This is a genomic window from Phycisphaerae bacterium, assembly GCA_012729815.1.
GTDB lineage: Bacteria > Planctomycetota > Phycisphaerae > JAAYCJ01 > JAAYCJ01 > JAAYCJ01.
This window is the reverse complement of the sequence record JAAYCJ010000247.1, coordinates 18,292-33,950: the sequence shown is the minus strand read 5'-3', so window position 1 is coordinate 33,950 and position 15,659 is coordinate 18,292. Positions and strand designations below refer to the sequence as shown.

Below are 15,659 nucleotides of genomic sequence, written 5' to 3'. Positions count from 1 at the left end.
TCACAGGCATCATCAGGTGCCTTGTCCGTGTGGATTCTCAAATCCCGTGCCAACACACGTGGTGCATGATAAATAACTGCTGAATCAACTGTTATGGAGTTAATGGCGATAAGTTGGTTGGTCTTAAAATGCATAATGCAACACTATAGTTCCATAATAATTGCATTATGAACTATCAGTAGTGTCTTCGTCGGGCTGGAAGATATGGCCTTACAGTACCAATATCGTAAATAATGGCACGGCTGTGTTGCTCGGTGTCAATGGCCTGTAAAAGAGAAAACTATTGACGAAAATGCGCATAAACGTTACTGTCGCCCATACAACCGGCGGCTACAGTACCGCGTTGATAATGACCAATATTTACGATGACGCAAAAAACGGTAACGGCAACAGACGAGCGGGGTGAGAACCATCTGCGGACCGAATACAACCGCGCGGTGGTCCTGAACACCATCCGCAAGCGGGGGCCGGTCTCGCGGACGCAGATCCGCGAACTGACCGGAATCCGCCTGGCCAGCATTACCGAACTGGTTCGCGAACTCGAAGCTGGCGGGATGGTTTGCCAAGCCGGCACCCAGGAGGCCGGACGCGGACGCAAGCAGGTGCTCCTGCGCCTGAACCCCAGCCGCGGCCACGTGATCGGCGTGGAGTTCGACGCCGACCACCTCATCGCGGTCGGAGCCGATCTCGAAGCCCGTGCCGTCGGCCAGGTCCGCCGCGATTTCCGCCAGACGCCGGACCGGCAGGCCATCCTGGCCGCTATGGTCGACTCCATCGAGGAAATCGTCTGCCACGTCGGCGGGCAGGAGAACATCCTGGGCATCGGCGTCGCCGACCCGGGCCTGATCGACAGCAAACAGGGCGTCTCGATCTTCTCATCGACTATCCTCGATTGGCGCGACGTGCCGCTGCGGCGGATACTGCACGAGCGATTCGCCTGCCCGATCGCCCTCGAGGAAAACACGCGGGCCAAAGCCCTCTACGAAAACCGCTACGGCCTCGGTCGCGACGTCCAGAGCCTGATGTTCATTGACTTCGGTCCCGGCATCGGCTGCGGAATCGTGGTGGGGGGCGAGCTTCACCGCGGAGCCAGCGAGAGCGCGGGCGAAATGGGCCACATGCTGGTGACCGAAAACGGCCCGATCTGCAACTGCGGCAGCCGCGGGTGCCTCGAAGCCGTCGCCTCCATGCCCGCCATCGCCTCGCAAACCACCCGCGCCGTTCGTGAAGGGGCCAACTCGCTGGTGCTCGAACTGGCCGGCGGAAACGCCGACGCCATCCGCGCCGAGCACGTCTTCGAGGCGGCTGAACGCGGCGACAAGCTGGCCCTCTCGATTCTCGACGACGCTGCCCGCTATCTCGGCATCGCCGTGGCCAATGCGGTCAACCTCCTGAACCCCGAAATGGTGGTCTTCGACGCCAGGCTCGCCCGCGTGGCCGACCTGATGGTCGAGCCGGTCCGACGAATGCTCCAGCGCCAGGCCCTCGCCGTCGCCACCCGCCGCCTGCGGGTCGAGGTCTCAGCCATGGGTGAAGAGGCCGGAGCGATGGGGGCGGCCGCCCTCGTCCTCGACGGCGTCTTCCAGATCCCGCAACTCAAGATCCCGGAATACCTGTAGAAGGAGACGCCGCATGGCGAGCAAAATCCGGTGGGGCGTGATCGGCTGCGGCGGAATCGCCGCCCGTCGAACCATCCCGGAATTCCGCTCGATGGTCTCCAACGCCGAGTTGGTCTCGGTGATGGACCTAGATCCAGACCGCGCCGCCGACGTGGCCAAACGTTTCGACGTGCCGCACTTCTGCACCACCGAAAGCGAACTGCTGGCCCGCGACCTCGACGCGGTCTACATTGCCACGCCGCAGAACGCCCACTGCCGACAGACGGTCATGGTCGCCGAGGCGGGCAAGCACATCCTCTGCGAAAAACCGATCGCCGTCGCCGCCGCCGAGGTTGACCGCATGGAACAAGCCATCGCCCAAGCCGGCGTCAAGTTCATGCTCGGATTCTGCATGCGCAATAACGTCTACCACCGCAAGGCAAGAGAGCTTGTGCAATCCGGCGCGCTGGGACAACTTGTGATGGGCCGCGCCCAACTGACCTGCTGGTATCCGCCCATCGCCAACGCCTGGCGACAGGACGCCGCCATCAGCCACGGCGGCGCCTTGATCGACATGGGCACCCACTGCCTTGATATCATCGAGTGGATCATGGACGCCAAAATCGTCGAAGTCGCCGGCTTCCAGGACCGCATGACCCACGACTACCGCACCCACATCGAGGACGCCTCGACCATCGTCGGACGCCTCAGCAACGGAGCCCACGCGATCTTCGACAACTACTTCAACCTGCCCGACGCCGCCGCCCAGAACAGCCTCGAACTCCACGGCACCCGCGGCGCGATCATCGGCCAGGGAACGATCGGCCAGGATCCCACCGGCCGCATGTTCAGCATCCTTCAGGAACGGGAAATCGGCTACGCCGCCGACCAGGTCCGCAACGTTGAGCCCACGCGGCAGGAATACCGCATCGAGGGCATCGGCCTCTACGGACAGATGATCGATGAGTTCAGCCGCTGTATCGCCGAGGACCGCCAGCCGCCGATCACGCTGGCTGACGGCCGGCACTCGGTCAATGTGGTCAACGCAATTTACCAAGCCGTCCGCGAGCGACGGGTCGTCAAGGTGGAGGAATAGACGATGAGCAAGCTGGCGATCCTCGGCGGCGAAGCCATCCGCAAGCAGCCGTTCCCTTCGTGGCCGGTCTGGGACCAACGCGAGGAACAGGCCGTCCTCGGGGTCCTGCGCAGCGGCAACTGGTGGCGGTTTGCCTTCGGTCAGGGCGTCGAAATGGCCGAACCCGAATCCGGCGAACGCAGCCAGGTCGCCCAGTTCCAGGAGGAATTCACCCACGCCCACGGCTGCCGCTACGGCATCGCCGCCGCCAACGGCACCGCCACCCTCGAAATGGGCATCCGCGCCATGAGCCTGGCCATCGGCGACGAAGTTATCGTCCCGCCCTACACCTACGTGGCCAGCGCCACCTGCGTGCTCCAGAACAACCTCGTGCCGATCTTCGCCGACATCGATCCGGACACCTACAACCTCGATCCCGCGCGGATCGAGGAGGCCATCACCGACCGTACGCGGGCGATCATGGTCGTCCACTTCGGCGGCCAGGTCGCCGACATGGACGCGATCCTCGAGATCGGCCGGCGGCACAACCTGCCGGTGATCGAGGACGCCGCCCACGCCCACGGCTGCCGATGGCGCGACCGCCAAGCCGGATCGATGGGCCTGTTCGGTTCCTTCAGCTTCCAGGCCACCAAGAACATGACCGCCGGCGAAGGCGGCATCCTCTGCACCAACGATCAAAAGCTCGCTGCCGAATGCGACTCCCTGATGTGGGCCGGACGCAGGATCGGCCGGCCGTGGTACGAATTCCACCGCCTCGGCTGGAATTACCGCATGACCGAGTTTCAAGCCGCCATCCTGCGGGTCCAGATGCAGCGGCTCGACCAGCAAATCGAGCACCGCCAGCGAATGGCCCGACATCTGTCAAGCCGCCTGGCGCAGCTCGACGGCATCCGCCCGCTGGTCCGGGACGAGCGGGCTACGCGACACGGCTACCACATCTACATGTTCCGCTACGACGAGCCGCGAATCGGCCTGCCACGAGCGCGGTTCATCGAGGCCCTGACCGCCGAAGGCGTGCCCGCGTTCGGCGGCTACGCCTTCCCGCTCTACCGCAACCCGATGTTCCTCGAAAAACGCTTCATCAACGGCGCCTTCCCGTTGGGCACCGCATACCACGAGGACATCGACTATGCAGCGTTCGCCTCCCGCTGCCCGGTGGCCGAGCGGGCCTGCCGCAGCGAAGCGATCTGGCTGGCACAAAACCTGTTTCTCGGCGACGAGCAGGACATGGACGATATCGCCGCCGCGATCGAAAAGGTCCTGGCCAACAGGAAAGAGATGGTGTGACGATGGCACAACAACCGCGTCAGATGCGGCAGTGGCTGCTGATCCGCAGTTCCCAGCCGGAGAACGTCTACGGCCGGTTCGCCGGCGAAATCCTCAAATCCGAAGGCTTCAACGGATTCGACCTGGTCGATCTCGACGCCGAAAGCCTGCCGGAACTCACCGCTGACGACGTGGCCATCCTCACCCGCTGCTTCCTGCACAAAGCCGAGATCGAGCAACTGCTGGCGATGGTCCGTAACGGCGCGCGGCTGATCTGCCTTCAGCCGTCGTGGACGCTGGCCGCCCAGCTCGGCTGGAAATCCCGCAAACGCGTCACCTATCCCGGATGGATCGACATCGCCGAAGGCTATCCGGGCTCCGGCACGCCCATCCAGGCTCACGTGCCCATCGCCGAATACGATCCGCCGGACCAGAACGCCACATACACCATCGCCGCCCGCGCCGTTCGCAGCGATTGGACAAACGCCGATTGCCCAGCCGCAGTCGTCCAATCCGTCGGACGCGGCAAGATCGCGCTGTTCTTCTACGACCTGCCGGAGGCCGTGGCGCGCATCCGCTTCGGCAATCCCGACCTCGCATCGCACCTGACCAGCGGGCAGTGGGGCTGGCCGCACGCCTCCGACCTCTTCGACGGCCACGTCGACGAACGGGTCATCAACCTGCCGCAGGCCGACTTCCACGGCCAGTTCCTGGCCAAGGTCCTGACCGATATCGCCGCGCATCCGCAGCCGCGCCTGTGGTACTATCCGGACGCCGCCCAACGCTCCGCCGCCGTCTTCCAAAGCGACGGCGACCTCTCCGAGCCGCAGCAGTTCGCCGCCCTCTCCGATTGCCTGCTTCAGCACCGCGGCGCCGGCACGTTCTACCTGATGGCCCAGACCAAGCTGACGCCAAGCTGCGTCGCCGACCTTCGCGCCAAGGGCCACACCTTCGGCCCGCACGTATTCGGCGTCGACGGCGAAGACGACCTCTACTTCCGATTCCCGCAACGCCTCGACGAGGAAACGCAGCGCTTCAAGCAGCGATTCGGCGAGCCCAGCCGCACCATCCAATGCCACTACGCCCCGTGGATGGGCTACATGAACTGGCTCGCCGACCATGTGCGCCACGGCTATCGCCTGCTGTTCGCCTACCTGAGCATCCCGCCGCAGCGGCTCAACACCTACATGTGCGGCTCGGGCCGCCCGATCCGCTTCTACGACCGCGACGGCACGACCTACCCATGCTGGCAGCAGCCGGTCATCTCCTACGACGATTCGAGCCTCGCCGAACTGATGGGCAACAACCCCGCTCCGCTCCTGGAGAAATTCGAAGCCAACCTGCAAGCCTCAATCAACCGAACGCACTCGGCCTTCGGCATCCTCTCCCACCCGGTCAGCTTCTGCACCTACAGCCGTCCGTACATGGAGGCGTGCTTCGACCGCCTCACCGCCGAAGGCGTGCCCATCTGCAACGGCGACCAGTGGTGCGACCACCTCGAGCGCCGCGACGCCGTGCGGGTGCGAACGCTCGTCAACGACGACAATTCGCTCACCTGCATCGTCTCAAACCTGACCGGCAGGCAAACCCTGATGATCCCTCTGGCCACCGGCCACGCGCCGCAACTCGACGGCGCGACCCGCGTCCGCCGGCTGGAACAGGACTACCTCTTCATACCCCTCGAAGGCGACGGAAGCGAGATTCACCTGAACATACCGGCCGTGCCAAAGGCCGCAACACAAGGACCATCGACATGAACAAACCGAGCAGAGCATTTCCCGTCATGGAGCGGATGACCGTCAAGGACGTCCGCGAGTACCTCACAACCAACCACTCTATCATCATCCCCATCGGCGTGATCGAGCAGCACGGTTACCACCTGCCGCTGAGCACCGACGCCCTGATCGCCACGCACATGGCCCGGCGGATCGGCCAGCGCACCGGCATCCTCGTCGCCCCGACCATGCACCAGTCGTTCTCCGGCGGCGGCTGTCCCGGAACCATCAACATCTCGCCCGCCGTGATGTCCCTGGTCATCAGCGACATGCTCATCTCGCTGGTCGCCCAGGGCGTCCGTAACGTGTACCTCTTCCTATGCCACGGCGGCAGCGAAAACGCCCGCGCCCTCAACGACGCCATCCAGATCCTCTTGCGCACCAATCCGGCCTTCGAGCGCGTCATGGTCGCCCTCATGCCCATCTGGGACTTCGATCCCGAAAAGATCGCCTGGCACAAAGCCCTGCCCGAAGGCGACTGGCACGCCGGCTGGCTCGAAACCTCGATGGTCATGGCCCTCGAACCCGACGCCGTGCGGATGGATGAACTGGCGGTCGACGAGGAGCCCTACCTGAGCATGCAGATCGAGCATCCCGACAACTACCAGCACGCCGAAAAAATCGTCGACGACAGACACGTCGTCCCGCGAATGTCCCAGCGGCCGCAGGTCCAGGTCGGAGTCATGGGCTTTCCCGACCGGGCCTCTCCTGAAATCGGCAAGCGCGTTTGCGACGCCATCGTCGACGCGGTAAGTGAAAAAATCGCAGCCCTCGAAGCCAAAGCTGACGGCGTTTACAGGGAAGTCCCCTTCACCCCGCCGCCGCTGATCTTCGACATGCAGTAGAAGGAGAACGGTCATGCCCTGGTGGATGAACGAACCGCTGCGTGTCGTCGAAATCTGCGACGGACTGGACTTCAACGGCGTCTCGCTGCAAAAACAGGCGGACATCGTCGCCGACCTGGGCGGCAACGTCCAGCACTTCCACTGCATGTTCCACGGCGCCTCCGACGGCGACACCGCCGGCCTCAACGACCGGCGGCTGTACTTCAACTCTTCGCTCGCCAGGAAACGCAATCCCGACCGCCTGGGCAAGTACCTCCCGATGGCCCGCAAAAAAGGCATCCGCGTCCTGCCCTATTTCAACGTCCACTGGTACACGTGGCAGTTCGGCGAGGAACATCCCGATTGGCGGCAGGTCCGCGAAAACCAAACGCCCATCGACCAGGTCTATTCCACCGGCACCTCGTTCTGCGTCAACGCCCTCGGCTATCGCGACTGGGTCTTCCAGATCCTGCGCGACCTGGCCCGCTACGACATCGACGGCGTCTTCTACGACGGCCCGATCTTCTTCAGCGACTCGTGCTACTGCCCCGAATGCCGCCGGCTCTTCCGCGAGCGCACCGGTCAGGACCTGCCTCCCAAATCCAACCGCGATCATCCGCTCTGGAAGGAACTGGTCGAATTCCAAGCCGACAGCATCGCCCGCTTCCTGGCCGACTCCGACGCCATCCTCAAGGCGATCAACCCCGAACTCCTGTTCTACATGAACGGCAACGCCAACTGGCCCTACTGGCCCACCGGCCGCGACAACGTCCGCATCATCCGCCACTCCGACATGCTCATCGCCGAAGGCGGTTTCCTCTACAACGACCTGAACCATCAGCCGCTCCACAAACCAGGCGTCACCGCCAAACTGCTTTCGTCCCAGTCCGGCGGCAAGCCCGCCCTCGGCGCCAACGCCGCCGGCCACAAGCCCTGGAACTGGTACCTCCTGCCCGAGCCCGAAATCTCGCTCCTGTTCGCCCAGACCCTCGCCCACGGCGGAACCTACTGGACCGCGTTCTTCCCCGGCAATCTCAATCAGCCGCAACTGAACGTCATCCGCGACTACAACCGCCTCATCCAGCGCCATCCGCAGGCCTTTGCCGCGACCCGCTCGCTCGCCCGCGTCGCCCTCCTCTGGCCCGACCACGGCTGCAACTTCTATCGCGGCTCTTCGGTGCCGCTCACCGACTTCACCCGCAAAATCGACGCCTCCGGCGCCGGCGACTTGGCCGCCGAATTCCAGGGCTTCTACGACGCCCTCACCGCGGCCCAGGTCCCCTTCGACGTCATCGGCGAAGACAACCTGGCCGACCCGACGGCCTACGACCTGATCTTCCTCCCGAACGCGCCAAGTCTCGCCGATGACGCAGCCGAGGCTCTCCGCCGGTTCGTCGCTAAAGGCGGCAATCTCGTCGCCACCTTCGAAACATCACTCTACCAGCGAGACGGCCGACGTCGAGACGACTTCGGCCTCGCCGACCTCTTCGGCGTTCGCTACGACGGTGAGATCTTCGGCCCCATGAACTGGGACTACCTCACCCGCACGCCAAGCCGCAAGAACCCTTACCGCCCAGCGACCTCCTCGAACTTCATTCCCGCGCCGGTCCACGGTATCCGAGTCGCCGCCACCACCGGCCGCGCCCTGATGAACTTCTGCCACCGCCTGCCCGGCTGCTACGAAAACACGCCAACCGTATCCGAGTTGCCCTTCCTCGTCGAAAACCGACACGGCCGCGGCAGGATCGTCTTCCTCGCCGGCACGCTCGGAGCCGCCCTGTCCGCCGCGCGGTTTCCCGATCATACGGACCTGATCGCGACCCTCGCCAACCGGCTCGCGACGCCGCTGGTCAAGATCGACGACGCCCCGTGGATCGAGGTCGGCATTCGAAGCCGCGAAGGAAAAACCTGGCTGCATCTGATCAACTACATGGCCGGCCTCAAACGCCCCATCCGTCAACTGCGGCGACGCCGGGACGTTCAACTCTGGCTGCGGTCGGCAGCCGCGCGGGCCACGCTGCTCCGCCAGGGAAAGAAGCTTCCCGTCCGCAAGCGCTCCAACGGCATCTGCCTGACCGTACCGCAGGTAGAGGACTACGAAATCATCGAACTGAGTTAAAGGATCGAACGAATGGACTGGCGAATACTGGCCGCGATCAGCGTCTTGACCTGGGGCGGCTACAACTTCGTGCTCAAAGCCGTCTCCGCGAGACTGGCCTGGCAGGTCTCGATGGCGTGGTTCCTGACCGGCTACGTTGTCATCGTCGGAACCTACACTGCATGGCACCTGATCGGAGGCAAAGCGCGGTTCTTCCAGGTCGACTCTGGTTGGTCCCTGCTGGCCGGCGTGCTCTGCGGACTCGGTGCGATGGCCTTCTTCAAGGCGATCACCCTTGCCCCGGGCAGCACCGTCCTGCCGCTGGTCGGCCTCAACATCGTCGTCGCCGCCCTGGCCTGCCTGATCTTCCTGCACGAGCCGCTCTCAGCCCGACTCGTCGCGGGCATCCTCTGCGCCGGCGCCGCCGTGATCCTGCTGGGACGATAGGAAACTGCCCATGGCCTTCGAAACGGACGAACACTACCAAGCGTCGCTGATCGACGACGTCTGCCAGTTCGTGCGAATCCCAAGCCGCAGCGGCCCAGCCGGCGGCGAGGAGGCTGCGATTCAGGCCGTCGTCGAGCAGCGGATGCGCGAACTCGACGCCCGGGTCCACACCTTCCAACCCGCCGACATGCCCGACTTCTTCCACCACCCGCTCTGCAGCGGTCCAAACCGCCAGTACGCCAACCGGCCAACCGTCATCGGCGAACTCGGCCCGCCGGACGCACCGGCCCTGCTCGTGCTCGCCCACAGCGACACTGTCCCGATCTTCGACCCCGACCAGTGGACCTTCGACCCGTTCCTCGGCGAAGTCCGCGACGGTGCGATCTGCGGCCTCGGCGCCTCGGACGACAAGTGGGGCACCGCAACCATGCTGGGCATCATGCGAATACTGCGGCAACGCAGCCGCCCGTTGAGCAAGCGCCTGATCTTCGCCTCGACCATCGATGAGGAAAGCGGCGTGGGCAACGGCGCCCTCCTGCTCCACCTGGCCGGCATCCGCGCCCAAGCCGCCCTCTACCTCGACGGCTACAGCATGCACGTCCTGCTGGGCAATCTCGGCGGCTCCTCAATCGACCTGCGCCCAAAGACCCCGATCGCCGACGGCACTCTCCGGCAACACGCCAGAGCCCTGAACACCGGCTGCGAAACCCTGAGCCTCAGCCGCCAAGCCCTCTTCGACGGCTCCCTCTTTCGCGACAACGCCCGACGCGACTGCTCCGTCGCCCTTTACCAGCGCCGCGACGACCGCGGCCCATACTTCCACGTGGCCTTCTACTCGCTGCCTGGCGAAAATCGGAAAACGTACTGCCGCGAACTCCAAGCGATGCTCCGCGACTCGCTGGGCCAGGCCCTCGACCGATACGACGCAACCTGGCGCGAGCCGTGGTTCGAGCCCGCGTCGGTGCCGACCGACACGCCGCTGGTCTCCTGCCTTGCCGACGCCGTACGCACAATCACCAACCAGCCGCCCGTCCTCACCACGATCTCCAAACAGGATGCCTTCGTCCTGACCAACCACGCCCGAATCCCGACCGTCTCCTTCGGACCGCAAAGCCGCCTGACCGGACGCGGCGCCTTCCATCAGCCGGACGAATGCCTCGACGTCCACGAAGCCTGGAACGGTTTCCGCATCGCCGCCAACGCCGTTGACAACTGGCTGGAGAGCTGAGCATGCCAAGCGAACTGACCCAAGCCGACCTGACCAGAGCCTTCACCGACGTCGGACTGCAGCCCGGCGACAGCGTCATCGTCCACAGCGCGTTTCGCACCCTCGGCGCCGTCCAGGACGGCCCGCAAACGGCTATCGCCACCCTCCTCGAAGCCATCGGCCCGCGCGGCAACCTCATGCTGCCGACCTTCAACTACACGCTGCCGCCCGGCGAGCCCTTCGACCCGGCTCACACGCCCGGCCTCACCGGCGTCCTGACCGAAACCGGCCGCGCGTGGCCCGGCGCCGTCCGAAGCCTCTGCCCGACCCACTCCGTCGCCGTCATCGGTCCGGACGCCAAGGAACTGACCGCAGACCACCTCCGGTTCCGCGCCGTCGGCATTGGCTCGCCCATCGACCGGCTCGCCAAACGCGGCGGCAAGGTCCTGCTCATCGGCGTCGGCCACACCAGCAACACCACCATTCACCTCGGCGAGGAATACGCCGGCGTGCCCAAAGCCCCGTGGGCACAGGGCCTGCCGACCTGGACAGTGCGAACGCCCGACGGACAGATCGTCGAACACCGGCACGACACCTCCACGACGTGCAGCACCGGCTTCGGCGCAGCCGAGTATCCCATGCGTCAGCGCGGCCTCATCCGCGACCTGCGACACGGCGCCTGCAAAATCCAGCTCATGCGCGCCCAGGATGTGATCGACTCGGTCGTCCGCGTCATCAGCGAAAAACCCGATATCCTCCTGTGCACCTGGCCCGGCTGTGTCCCGTGCACCAGAACCCGCGAAAACCTCAGACGAGAAAAGAAGATACCGTAAGGAGCCAAAACCATGTCACCCAGCGCAACCTTGGTCCGGCGTCAGGATCGATCGATCATCATGGGCACGCTGCCGGTGGAAAAATCCATCCGCTGCGGCGTCGTGGGACTCGGCAACCGCTCGGTCCACAACGTGCTGCCCAAACTCATCCGCTACGACGAATTCACCGTCGCCGCCGTCTGCGACGTCCGCAAAGAAGTCACCGACAAAGTTGTCGCCGAACTCCGGGAAAAGCACGACCTCGCCGTGCCGGGCTACCTCGATTTCGACCAGATGCTCCAATCCGAATCGCTCGACGCCGTCGTCCTCCAGCTCGACCCGGACCGCCAGATCCCGCTCGCCTGCCGCGCCATGAACGCCGGCCTGCACGTGATGGCCGAGGTCCCGCTCACCTACAGCCTCGATGACTGCTGGAACCTGGTCGCCACCGTCGAACGGACCGGCAAGGTCTTCCTCCTGATGGAGCAGCTTCGCTACGCCGGATACGTCGCCGCCTGGCGAGAAATCATCCGCAAGGACGTGATCGGCCACCCGCTCTTCGTCGAAGGCCAGTACTTCCACTACCTGCCCTGGATGCACTTCCAGGACGACAGCGGCCGCTTCTTCACCCGCCAGCAGGTCGCCGAGTTCGCCTCCAACGCCAAACCCACCTGGCGATTCCGTCAGCCGTCCATCGGCTACCTGCCTCACGAACTCTCGCCCCTCCTCTACATCCTCGACGACCGCGTCGTCCGCGTCGAGGGCATGTCCACCCGCAAGGAAAGCTACAAGCATCCCGGCCTCGAATACGCCGACATGCAGGTGGCCCTCATGCACACCGAAAAAGACACCATCATGCGACTCGCCACCTCCTTCAGCGCGCCCTACACCGAGTCGACGAGCTGCCACTGGCACCACATCAAGGGCTCCGAAGGCTTCATCGAAACGCCCCGCGCCGCCTGCGATAAGGCCAAGCTCTGGGTTCACGGCTGGCACCTCGATGAACCCCTGACCGTGCCGTGGAGCTACAAACGCACCGACGCTCCGCCCGAAGCCCACAACAGCGGACACGGCGACCTCGACTTCTACGTCTTCGCCCAATTCGCCGACGCCGTCCTCTACGGCGCCAAACCAACCCTCGACGTCTACAAAGCCGTCGAAACCGCCGCCCCGGCCATCCTGGCCGCCAGGTCGATGGAACAGGACAACGCACCGCAAAACGTCCCCGACTTCCGGCCCGGCCCGCACCGGCCCAGCGGACAGCTTCCCAAAAACATGCAATAGCCGAAACAGACAATCGAAGGCACGATCAAGGAGAACGGATCATGGCCAGGAAAAAAGATGTGGTTTCCGACTTCCGCTACGACACCGGCGCCGCACGGGTCCCCTGGGCCGCCGTCGGCGAAAACATCCGCGAACAGGAAATCCTCGACATCGTCAAGTTCCTCGTCCGGCCCGCCGAAGGCAAAACGACCGCGTATAACCGGGCCTTTGGCCAACTCGGCCAAGCCGTGCGCCAACTCCAGCAGGTCGGCAAACCCGTCGGCAAACTGAGTCTGGCCGGCAACGTCCAGGCCCTCGAAGACCGGGTCGCCAAATTCCTGAACGTCAAGCACACCGTGTTCCTGACCAACGCGACCGCCGGTTTCGAAATCGGCTATCGCTTCGCCGGGCTTCAGCCGGGCGACGAGGTCATCGCTCCCGCCATCACCTTCATCGCCACCATCGCCTACCCGCTGAGCATCGGGGCCAAAGTCGTCCTCGCCGATGTGGACCCGCGAACCCTCAACATGGACCCAGCCGACGTTGCCCGCAAAATCACGCCCAAAACCAAGGTCATCATTCCCGTCCACCTCGGCGGCTATCCGGTCGACATGGACCCGATCATGCGCCTTGCCCGCAAACACGACATCACCGTCATTGAGGACGCCGCCCACGCCTTCGGCGCCTCGTACAAGGGCAAAATGATCGGCACCATCGGCCACTTCGGCTCCTTCAGCTTCCATGAGGTCAAAAACATCACCTCCCTCGGCGAAGGCGGCATCCTCTGTTCCAACACCCCCTTCGGAAAGGAACTTCGCCGCGCCCGATTCCTGGGCCTCGACCTCTCCAAGAAGATCCCCATGTGGCTCTACGACGTGCCCGCCTTCAAGGGCAAGGGCGGTTACTTCGCCACCGGCAACTACTCCTCCACCGAAATCCAAGCCATCTGCCTCTCCTCGCAGATCGGCCGCCTCAAACGCATCATCGCCGCAAGGCGAAAAGCCGCCGACTACCTCAACCGCCGACTCGCCAAAGTCGACGGCGTCGTCACCCCGCCCTTCGACGACAACAAGGTCAAGACCACCTACCACCTCTACCTCCTCCAGATCGACCCGAACAAGGTCGGAGCCGACGTCCAACAACTCAAAACCAAACTCGACAATCGCGGCCTCGTCCAAATCCCCCACTTCGCCCCGCTCTACAAGTTCTCCATCATGAAACAGCTCGGCTACGACACCGCCGCCATCGAACAAACCTGCCCGGTCGCCGAGGAGGCCTTCCGCCACCGCTTCACCCACCTGCCCCTCTACGAACTGACCGACGACCAGCTCAAATACATGGCCGACGCCGTCATTGACTCCGTCGAAGAACTCAAACAAGGACGATAAACAGAAAAAGGGGACATTCTACTTTTTCCAGATATCTGCGTGCATCTCGTGAAATATGACGAGTGACCGCCAATCACAGGCGACATAAAGGAACGACGCGATGCTGGCTTTCGTGCTGGATGAAACGTTGCGGGACGAACTGAACGCCTCCGGACAAAACTACTGGGACGTCTACCTCGAAGAGATCGCCGATCTGCTCGGAGTCCGCGCCGACGTGCTCTCGCCGCACGATTTGGCGAACGGCAAGTCACTGACGGAGGTCCGAGCCCTGATCGTCGGCTGGCACACCGGCCGCCGCCTCGACGCGCCGGTCCTCGACGCGATCCGCAACTGGGTCCGCGACGGCGGCATCCTGATCGGCTTCGGCACGCACGGCCTCGACGACGTCTTCGGCGTCCGCCGCGGCCAACCCGTCGCCCAAACCCCCGACGACTACGCCATCAGCGGATACTTCGACTACCGCAACCATCCACTCACCCGCGAACTGCACTGGACGATCTTCCTCGAACAAAAACTAATCATCCTCTCCGACCTCGACGCGATCGAGCCGACCTCAGCCGAGGAACTCGCCCGCCTCTTCGACCCCGAGGCCCGCGACCTGAACCGGCCCGCCGTCACGTGGAACCGTTTCGGCCGCGGCGCCGCCGCGTGCTTCGCCTTCGACGCCGCCAAAACCGTCTGGCTCCTCCACCAGGGCCGGCCGGTGCAGAACGACCGCGTCACCGACGGCGTCTGGCCAAGGGCCTGTGACCTCCAACTCCTCGGCGACCACTCCCGCAAAGTCCGCTACGCCGACCAAATCGTCTTCCTCATCCAGAACCTGATCGCCCGCGCCGGCGTGCCGTTCATCCATCAGATCCCGCCCAAAGACGGCCGCGTGGCCGACGCCATGCTCTCCTACGGCGGTGACGAATACCAGGGCCCGACCGAACTGAGCCTCGACGCCTCCGACTGGATGCGTGAAAAGGGTCTCGGCTACCACATCAACATGCTGCCCGTCCATCCGATCACCGCCGAACAGATGCGCCACATCCGCGAAGACAACCGCCACGAAGTCTCCATCTACTACGGCCTCTGCGAACACGACGGCTACCGCATGTTCCCGCAGCGCTACCTGGAGCAGAGCGAGCAGTTCCAACAGCGATTCGGCTTCGGCCCGATCACCACCGTCAACAAGTGGCTCGGCTGGACCGGCTGGACCGAACCCGCCAAGTGGATGCTCGCCGCCGGCGGCAAGTCCGACAACTCCTTCAACGGCTACAACCTCGCCTGGACCCACCCGCTGGCCAACACGTCCAACTTCAGCTTCGGCTTCGGCACTTCCTACCCCTTCCACTTCTACGACGACCACCGCCACGGCAACCGCCGGATCGACTTCCTCGAACAGCCGATCGCCTGCTACGAGGTCGGCCATCGCGGCGCGACCCTCGACAACGAAACCGACGCCTCCCACGAAGTCCACCTGCCGGTCGAAATGGCCATCCGATGGCATCTGGTCATGAACATGTTCTATCACCCAGCCTACGTCGCCCGATACCCGCGCTGCCGACAGGCCATCGAGGAAATCCTCCGCTACATCGAACATCGCAACGCCAACGTCCACCACGTCGGCAACGACGAGGTCTGGCGCTGGTGGGATGCCCGCTCGCGCTCCGCCATCCGCCTCGTCGACGCCAAACCCGACTCCGTCGAGTTCGACTGCGACGGCCAATACCACGGCGGGATGGTCTTCAAGATGCTCCTGACCCGCCCGCTCGAAACCGTCAAAATCGACGGCAACTACCCAGCCGAATACGAAACCCGCCACGAATTCGGCGGCCATTGGCTCATGGCCGTGCTTCCGCCCGGCCGCCATCGCCTGCGCATCTCCTTCGCTTAGCGTCCG

General features: G+C 64.2%; 12 protein-coding genes. All 12 read left to right on the top strand.

The window, feature by feature from the left end; genetic code table 11:
* Window positions 1-365: 365 nt before the first annotated feature.
* A complete protein-coding gene (locus GXY33_16260) occupies window positions 366-1,619 on the top strand; it encodes an ROK family transcriptional regulator (GenBank protein ID NLX06692.1) in 1,254 nt (417 codons plus the stop codon).
* A 13-nt stretch (window positions 1,620-1,632) separates the two neighbouring features.
* Window positions 1,633-2,694, top strand: coding sequence for a Gfo/Idh/MocA family oxidoreductase (locus GXY33_16255; GenBank protein ID NLX06691.1), 1,062 nt, complete (start codon window positions 1,633-1,635; stop codon window positions 2,692-2,694).
* A 3-nt stretch (window positions 2,695-2,697) separates the two neighbouring features.
* Window positions 2,698-3,981: a DegT/DnrJ/EryC1/StrS family aminotransferase gene (locus GXY33_16250; GenBank protein NLX06690.1), complete on the top strand. Its 1,284-nt coding sequence runs from the start codon at window positions 2,698-2,700 to the stop codon at window positions 3,979-3,981.
* Window positions 3,982-3,983: 2 nt separating this feature from the next.
* Window positions 3,984-5,717, top strand: a complete 1,734-nt coding sequence (locus GXY33_16245; protein NLX06689.1) for a hypothetical protein — start codon at window positions 3,984-3,986, stop codon at window positions 5,715-5,717.
* Window positions 5,714-6,580 (top strand): creatininase family protein, encoded by an 867-nt coding sequence (locus GXY33_16240; GenBank protein ID NLX06688.1) that lies wholly within the window; start codon window positions 5,714-5,716, stop codon window positions 6,578-6,580. The genes GXY33_16245 and GXY33_16240 overlap by 4 nt, the downstream gene beginning before the upstream one ends.
* 13 nt (window positions 6,581-6,593) lie before the next feature.
* Entirely contained in the window at window positions 6,594-8,678 is a 2,085-nt protein-coding gene (locus tag GXY33_16235) for a family 10 glycosylhydrolase (protein ID NLX06687.1), read from the top strand.
* 12 nt (window positions 8,679-8,690) lie between these two features.
* The gene (locus GXY33_16230) at window positions 8,691-9,104 is read left to right on the top strand and encodes an EamA family transporter (protein NLX06686.1); all 414 of its coding nucleotides are present in this window, start codon (window positions 8,691-8,693) and stop codon (window positions 9,102-9,104) included.
* A 10-nt stretch (window positions 9,105-9,114) separates the two neighbouring features.
* Window positions 9,115-10,332: a M20 family metallopeptidase gene (locus tag GXY33_16225; GenBank protein NLX06685.1), complete on the top strand. Its 1,218-nt coding sequence runs from the start codon at window positions 9,115-9,117 to the stop codon at window positions 10,330-10,332.
* Window positions 10,333-10,334: 2 nt separating this feature from the next.
* Window positions 10,335-11,144 (top strand): AAC(3) family N-acetyltransferase, encoded by an 810-nt coding sequence (locus GXY33_16220; protein NLX06684.1) that lies wholly within the window; start codon window positions 10,335-10,337, stop codon window positions 11,142-11,144.
* 12 nt (window positions 11,145-11,156) lie between these two features.
* Window positions 11,157-12,407: a Gfo/Idh/MocA family oxidoreductase gene (locus tag GXY33_16215; protein ID NLX06683.1), complete on the top strand. Its 1,251-nt coding sequence runs from the start codon at window positions 11,157-11,159 to the stop codon at window positions 12,405-12,407.
* Between the two features lie 41 nt (window positions 12,408-12,448).
* Entirely contained in the window at window positions 12,449-13,774 is a 1,326-nt protein-coding gene (locus tag GXY33_16210; GenBank protein NLX06682.1) for a DegT/DnrJ/EryC1/StrS family aminotransferase, read from the top strand.
* 100 nt (window positions 13,775-13,874) lie between these two features.
* Window positions 13,875-15,653 (top strand): hypothetical protein, encoded by a 1,779-nt coding sequence (locus GXY33_16205; GenBank protein NLX06681.1) that lies wholly within the window; start codon window positions 13,875-13,877, stop codon window positions 15,651-15,653.
* Window positions 15,654-15,659 lie beyond the last annotated feature (6 nt).

Bases quoted from the DNA above. Each gene is read 5' to 3' on its own strand.
- GXY33_16225 (NLX06685.1), top strand. From the start codon at position 9,115: ATGGCCTTCGAAACGGACGAACACTACCAAGCGTCGCTGATCGACGAC.
- GXY33_16250 (NLX06690.1), top strand. From the start codon at position 2,698: ATGAGCAAGCTGGCGATCCTCGGCGGCGAAGCCATCCGCAAGCAGCCG.
- GXY33_16260 (NLX06692.1), top strand. From the start codon at position 366: ATGACGCAAAAAACGGTAACGGCAACAGACGAGCGGGGTGAGAACCAT.
- GXY33_16230 (NLX06686.1), top strand. From the start codon at position 8,691: ATGGACTGGCGAATACTGGCCGCGATCAGCGTCTTGACCTGGGGCGGC.
- GXY33_16235 (NLX06687.1), top strand. From the start codon at position 6,594: ATGCCCTGGTGGATGAACGAACCGCTGCGTGTCGTCGAAATCTGCGAC.
- GXY33_16255 (NLX06691.1), top strand. From the start codon at position 1,633: ATGGCGAGCAAAATCCGGTGGGGCGTGATCGGCTGCGGCGGAATCGCC.
- GXY33_16245 (NLX06689.1), top strand. From the start codon at position 3,984: ATGGCACAACAACCGCGTCAGATGCGGCAGTGGCTGCTGATCCGCAGT.
- GXY33_16205 (NLX06681.1), top strand. From the start codon at position 13,875: ATGCTGGCTTTCGTGCTGGATGAAACGTTGCGGGACGAACTGAACGCC.
- GXY33_16240 (NLX06688.1), top strand. From the start codon at position 5,714: ATGAACAAACCGAGCAGAGCATTTCCCGTCATGGAGCGGATGACCGTC.
- GXY33_16210 (NLX06682.1), top strand. From the start codon at position 12,449: ATGGCCAGGAAAAAAGATGTGGTTTCCGACTTCCGCTACGACACCGGC.
- GXY33_16220 (NLX06684.1), top strand. From the start codon at position 10,335: ATGCCAAGCGAACTGACCCAAGCCGACCTGACCAGAGCCTTCACCGAC.
- GXY33_16215 (NLX06683.1), top strand. From the start codon at position 11,157: ATGTCACCCAGCGCAACCTTGGTCCGGCGTCAGGATCGATCGATCATC.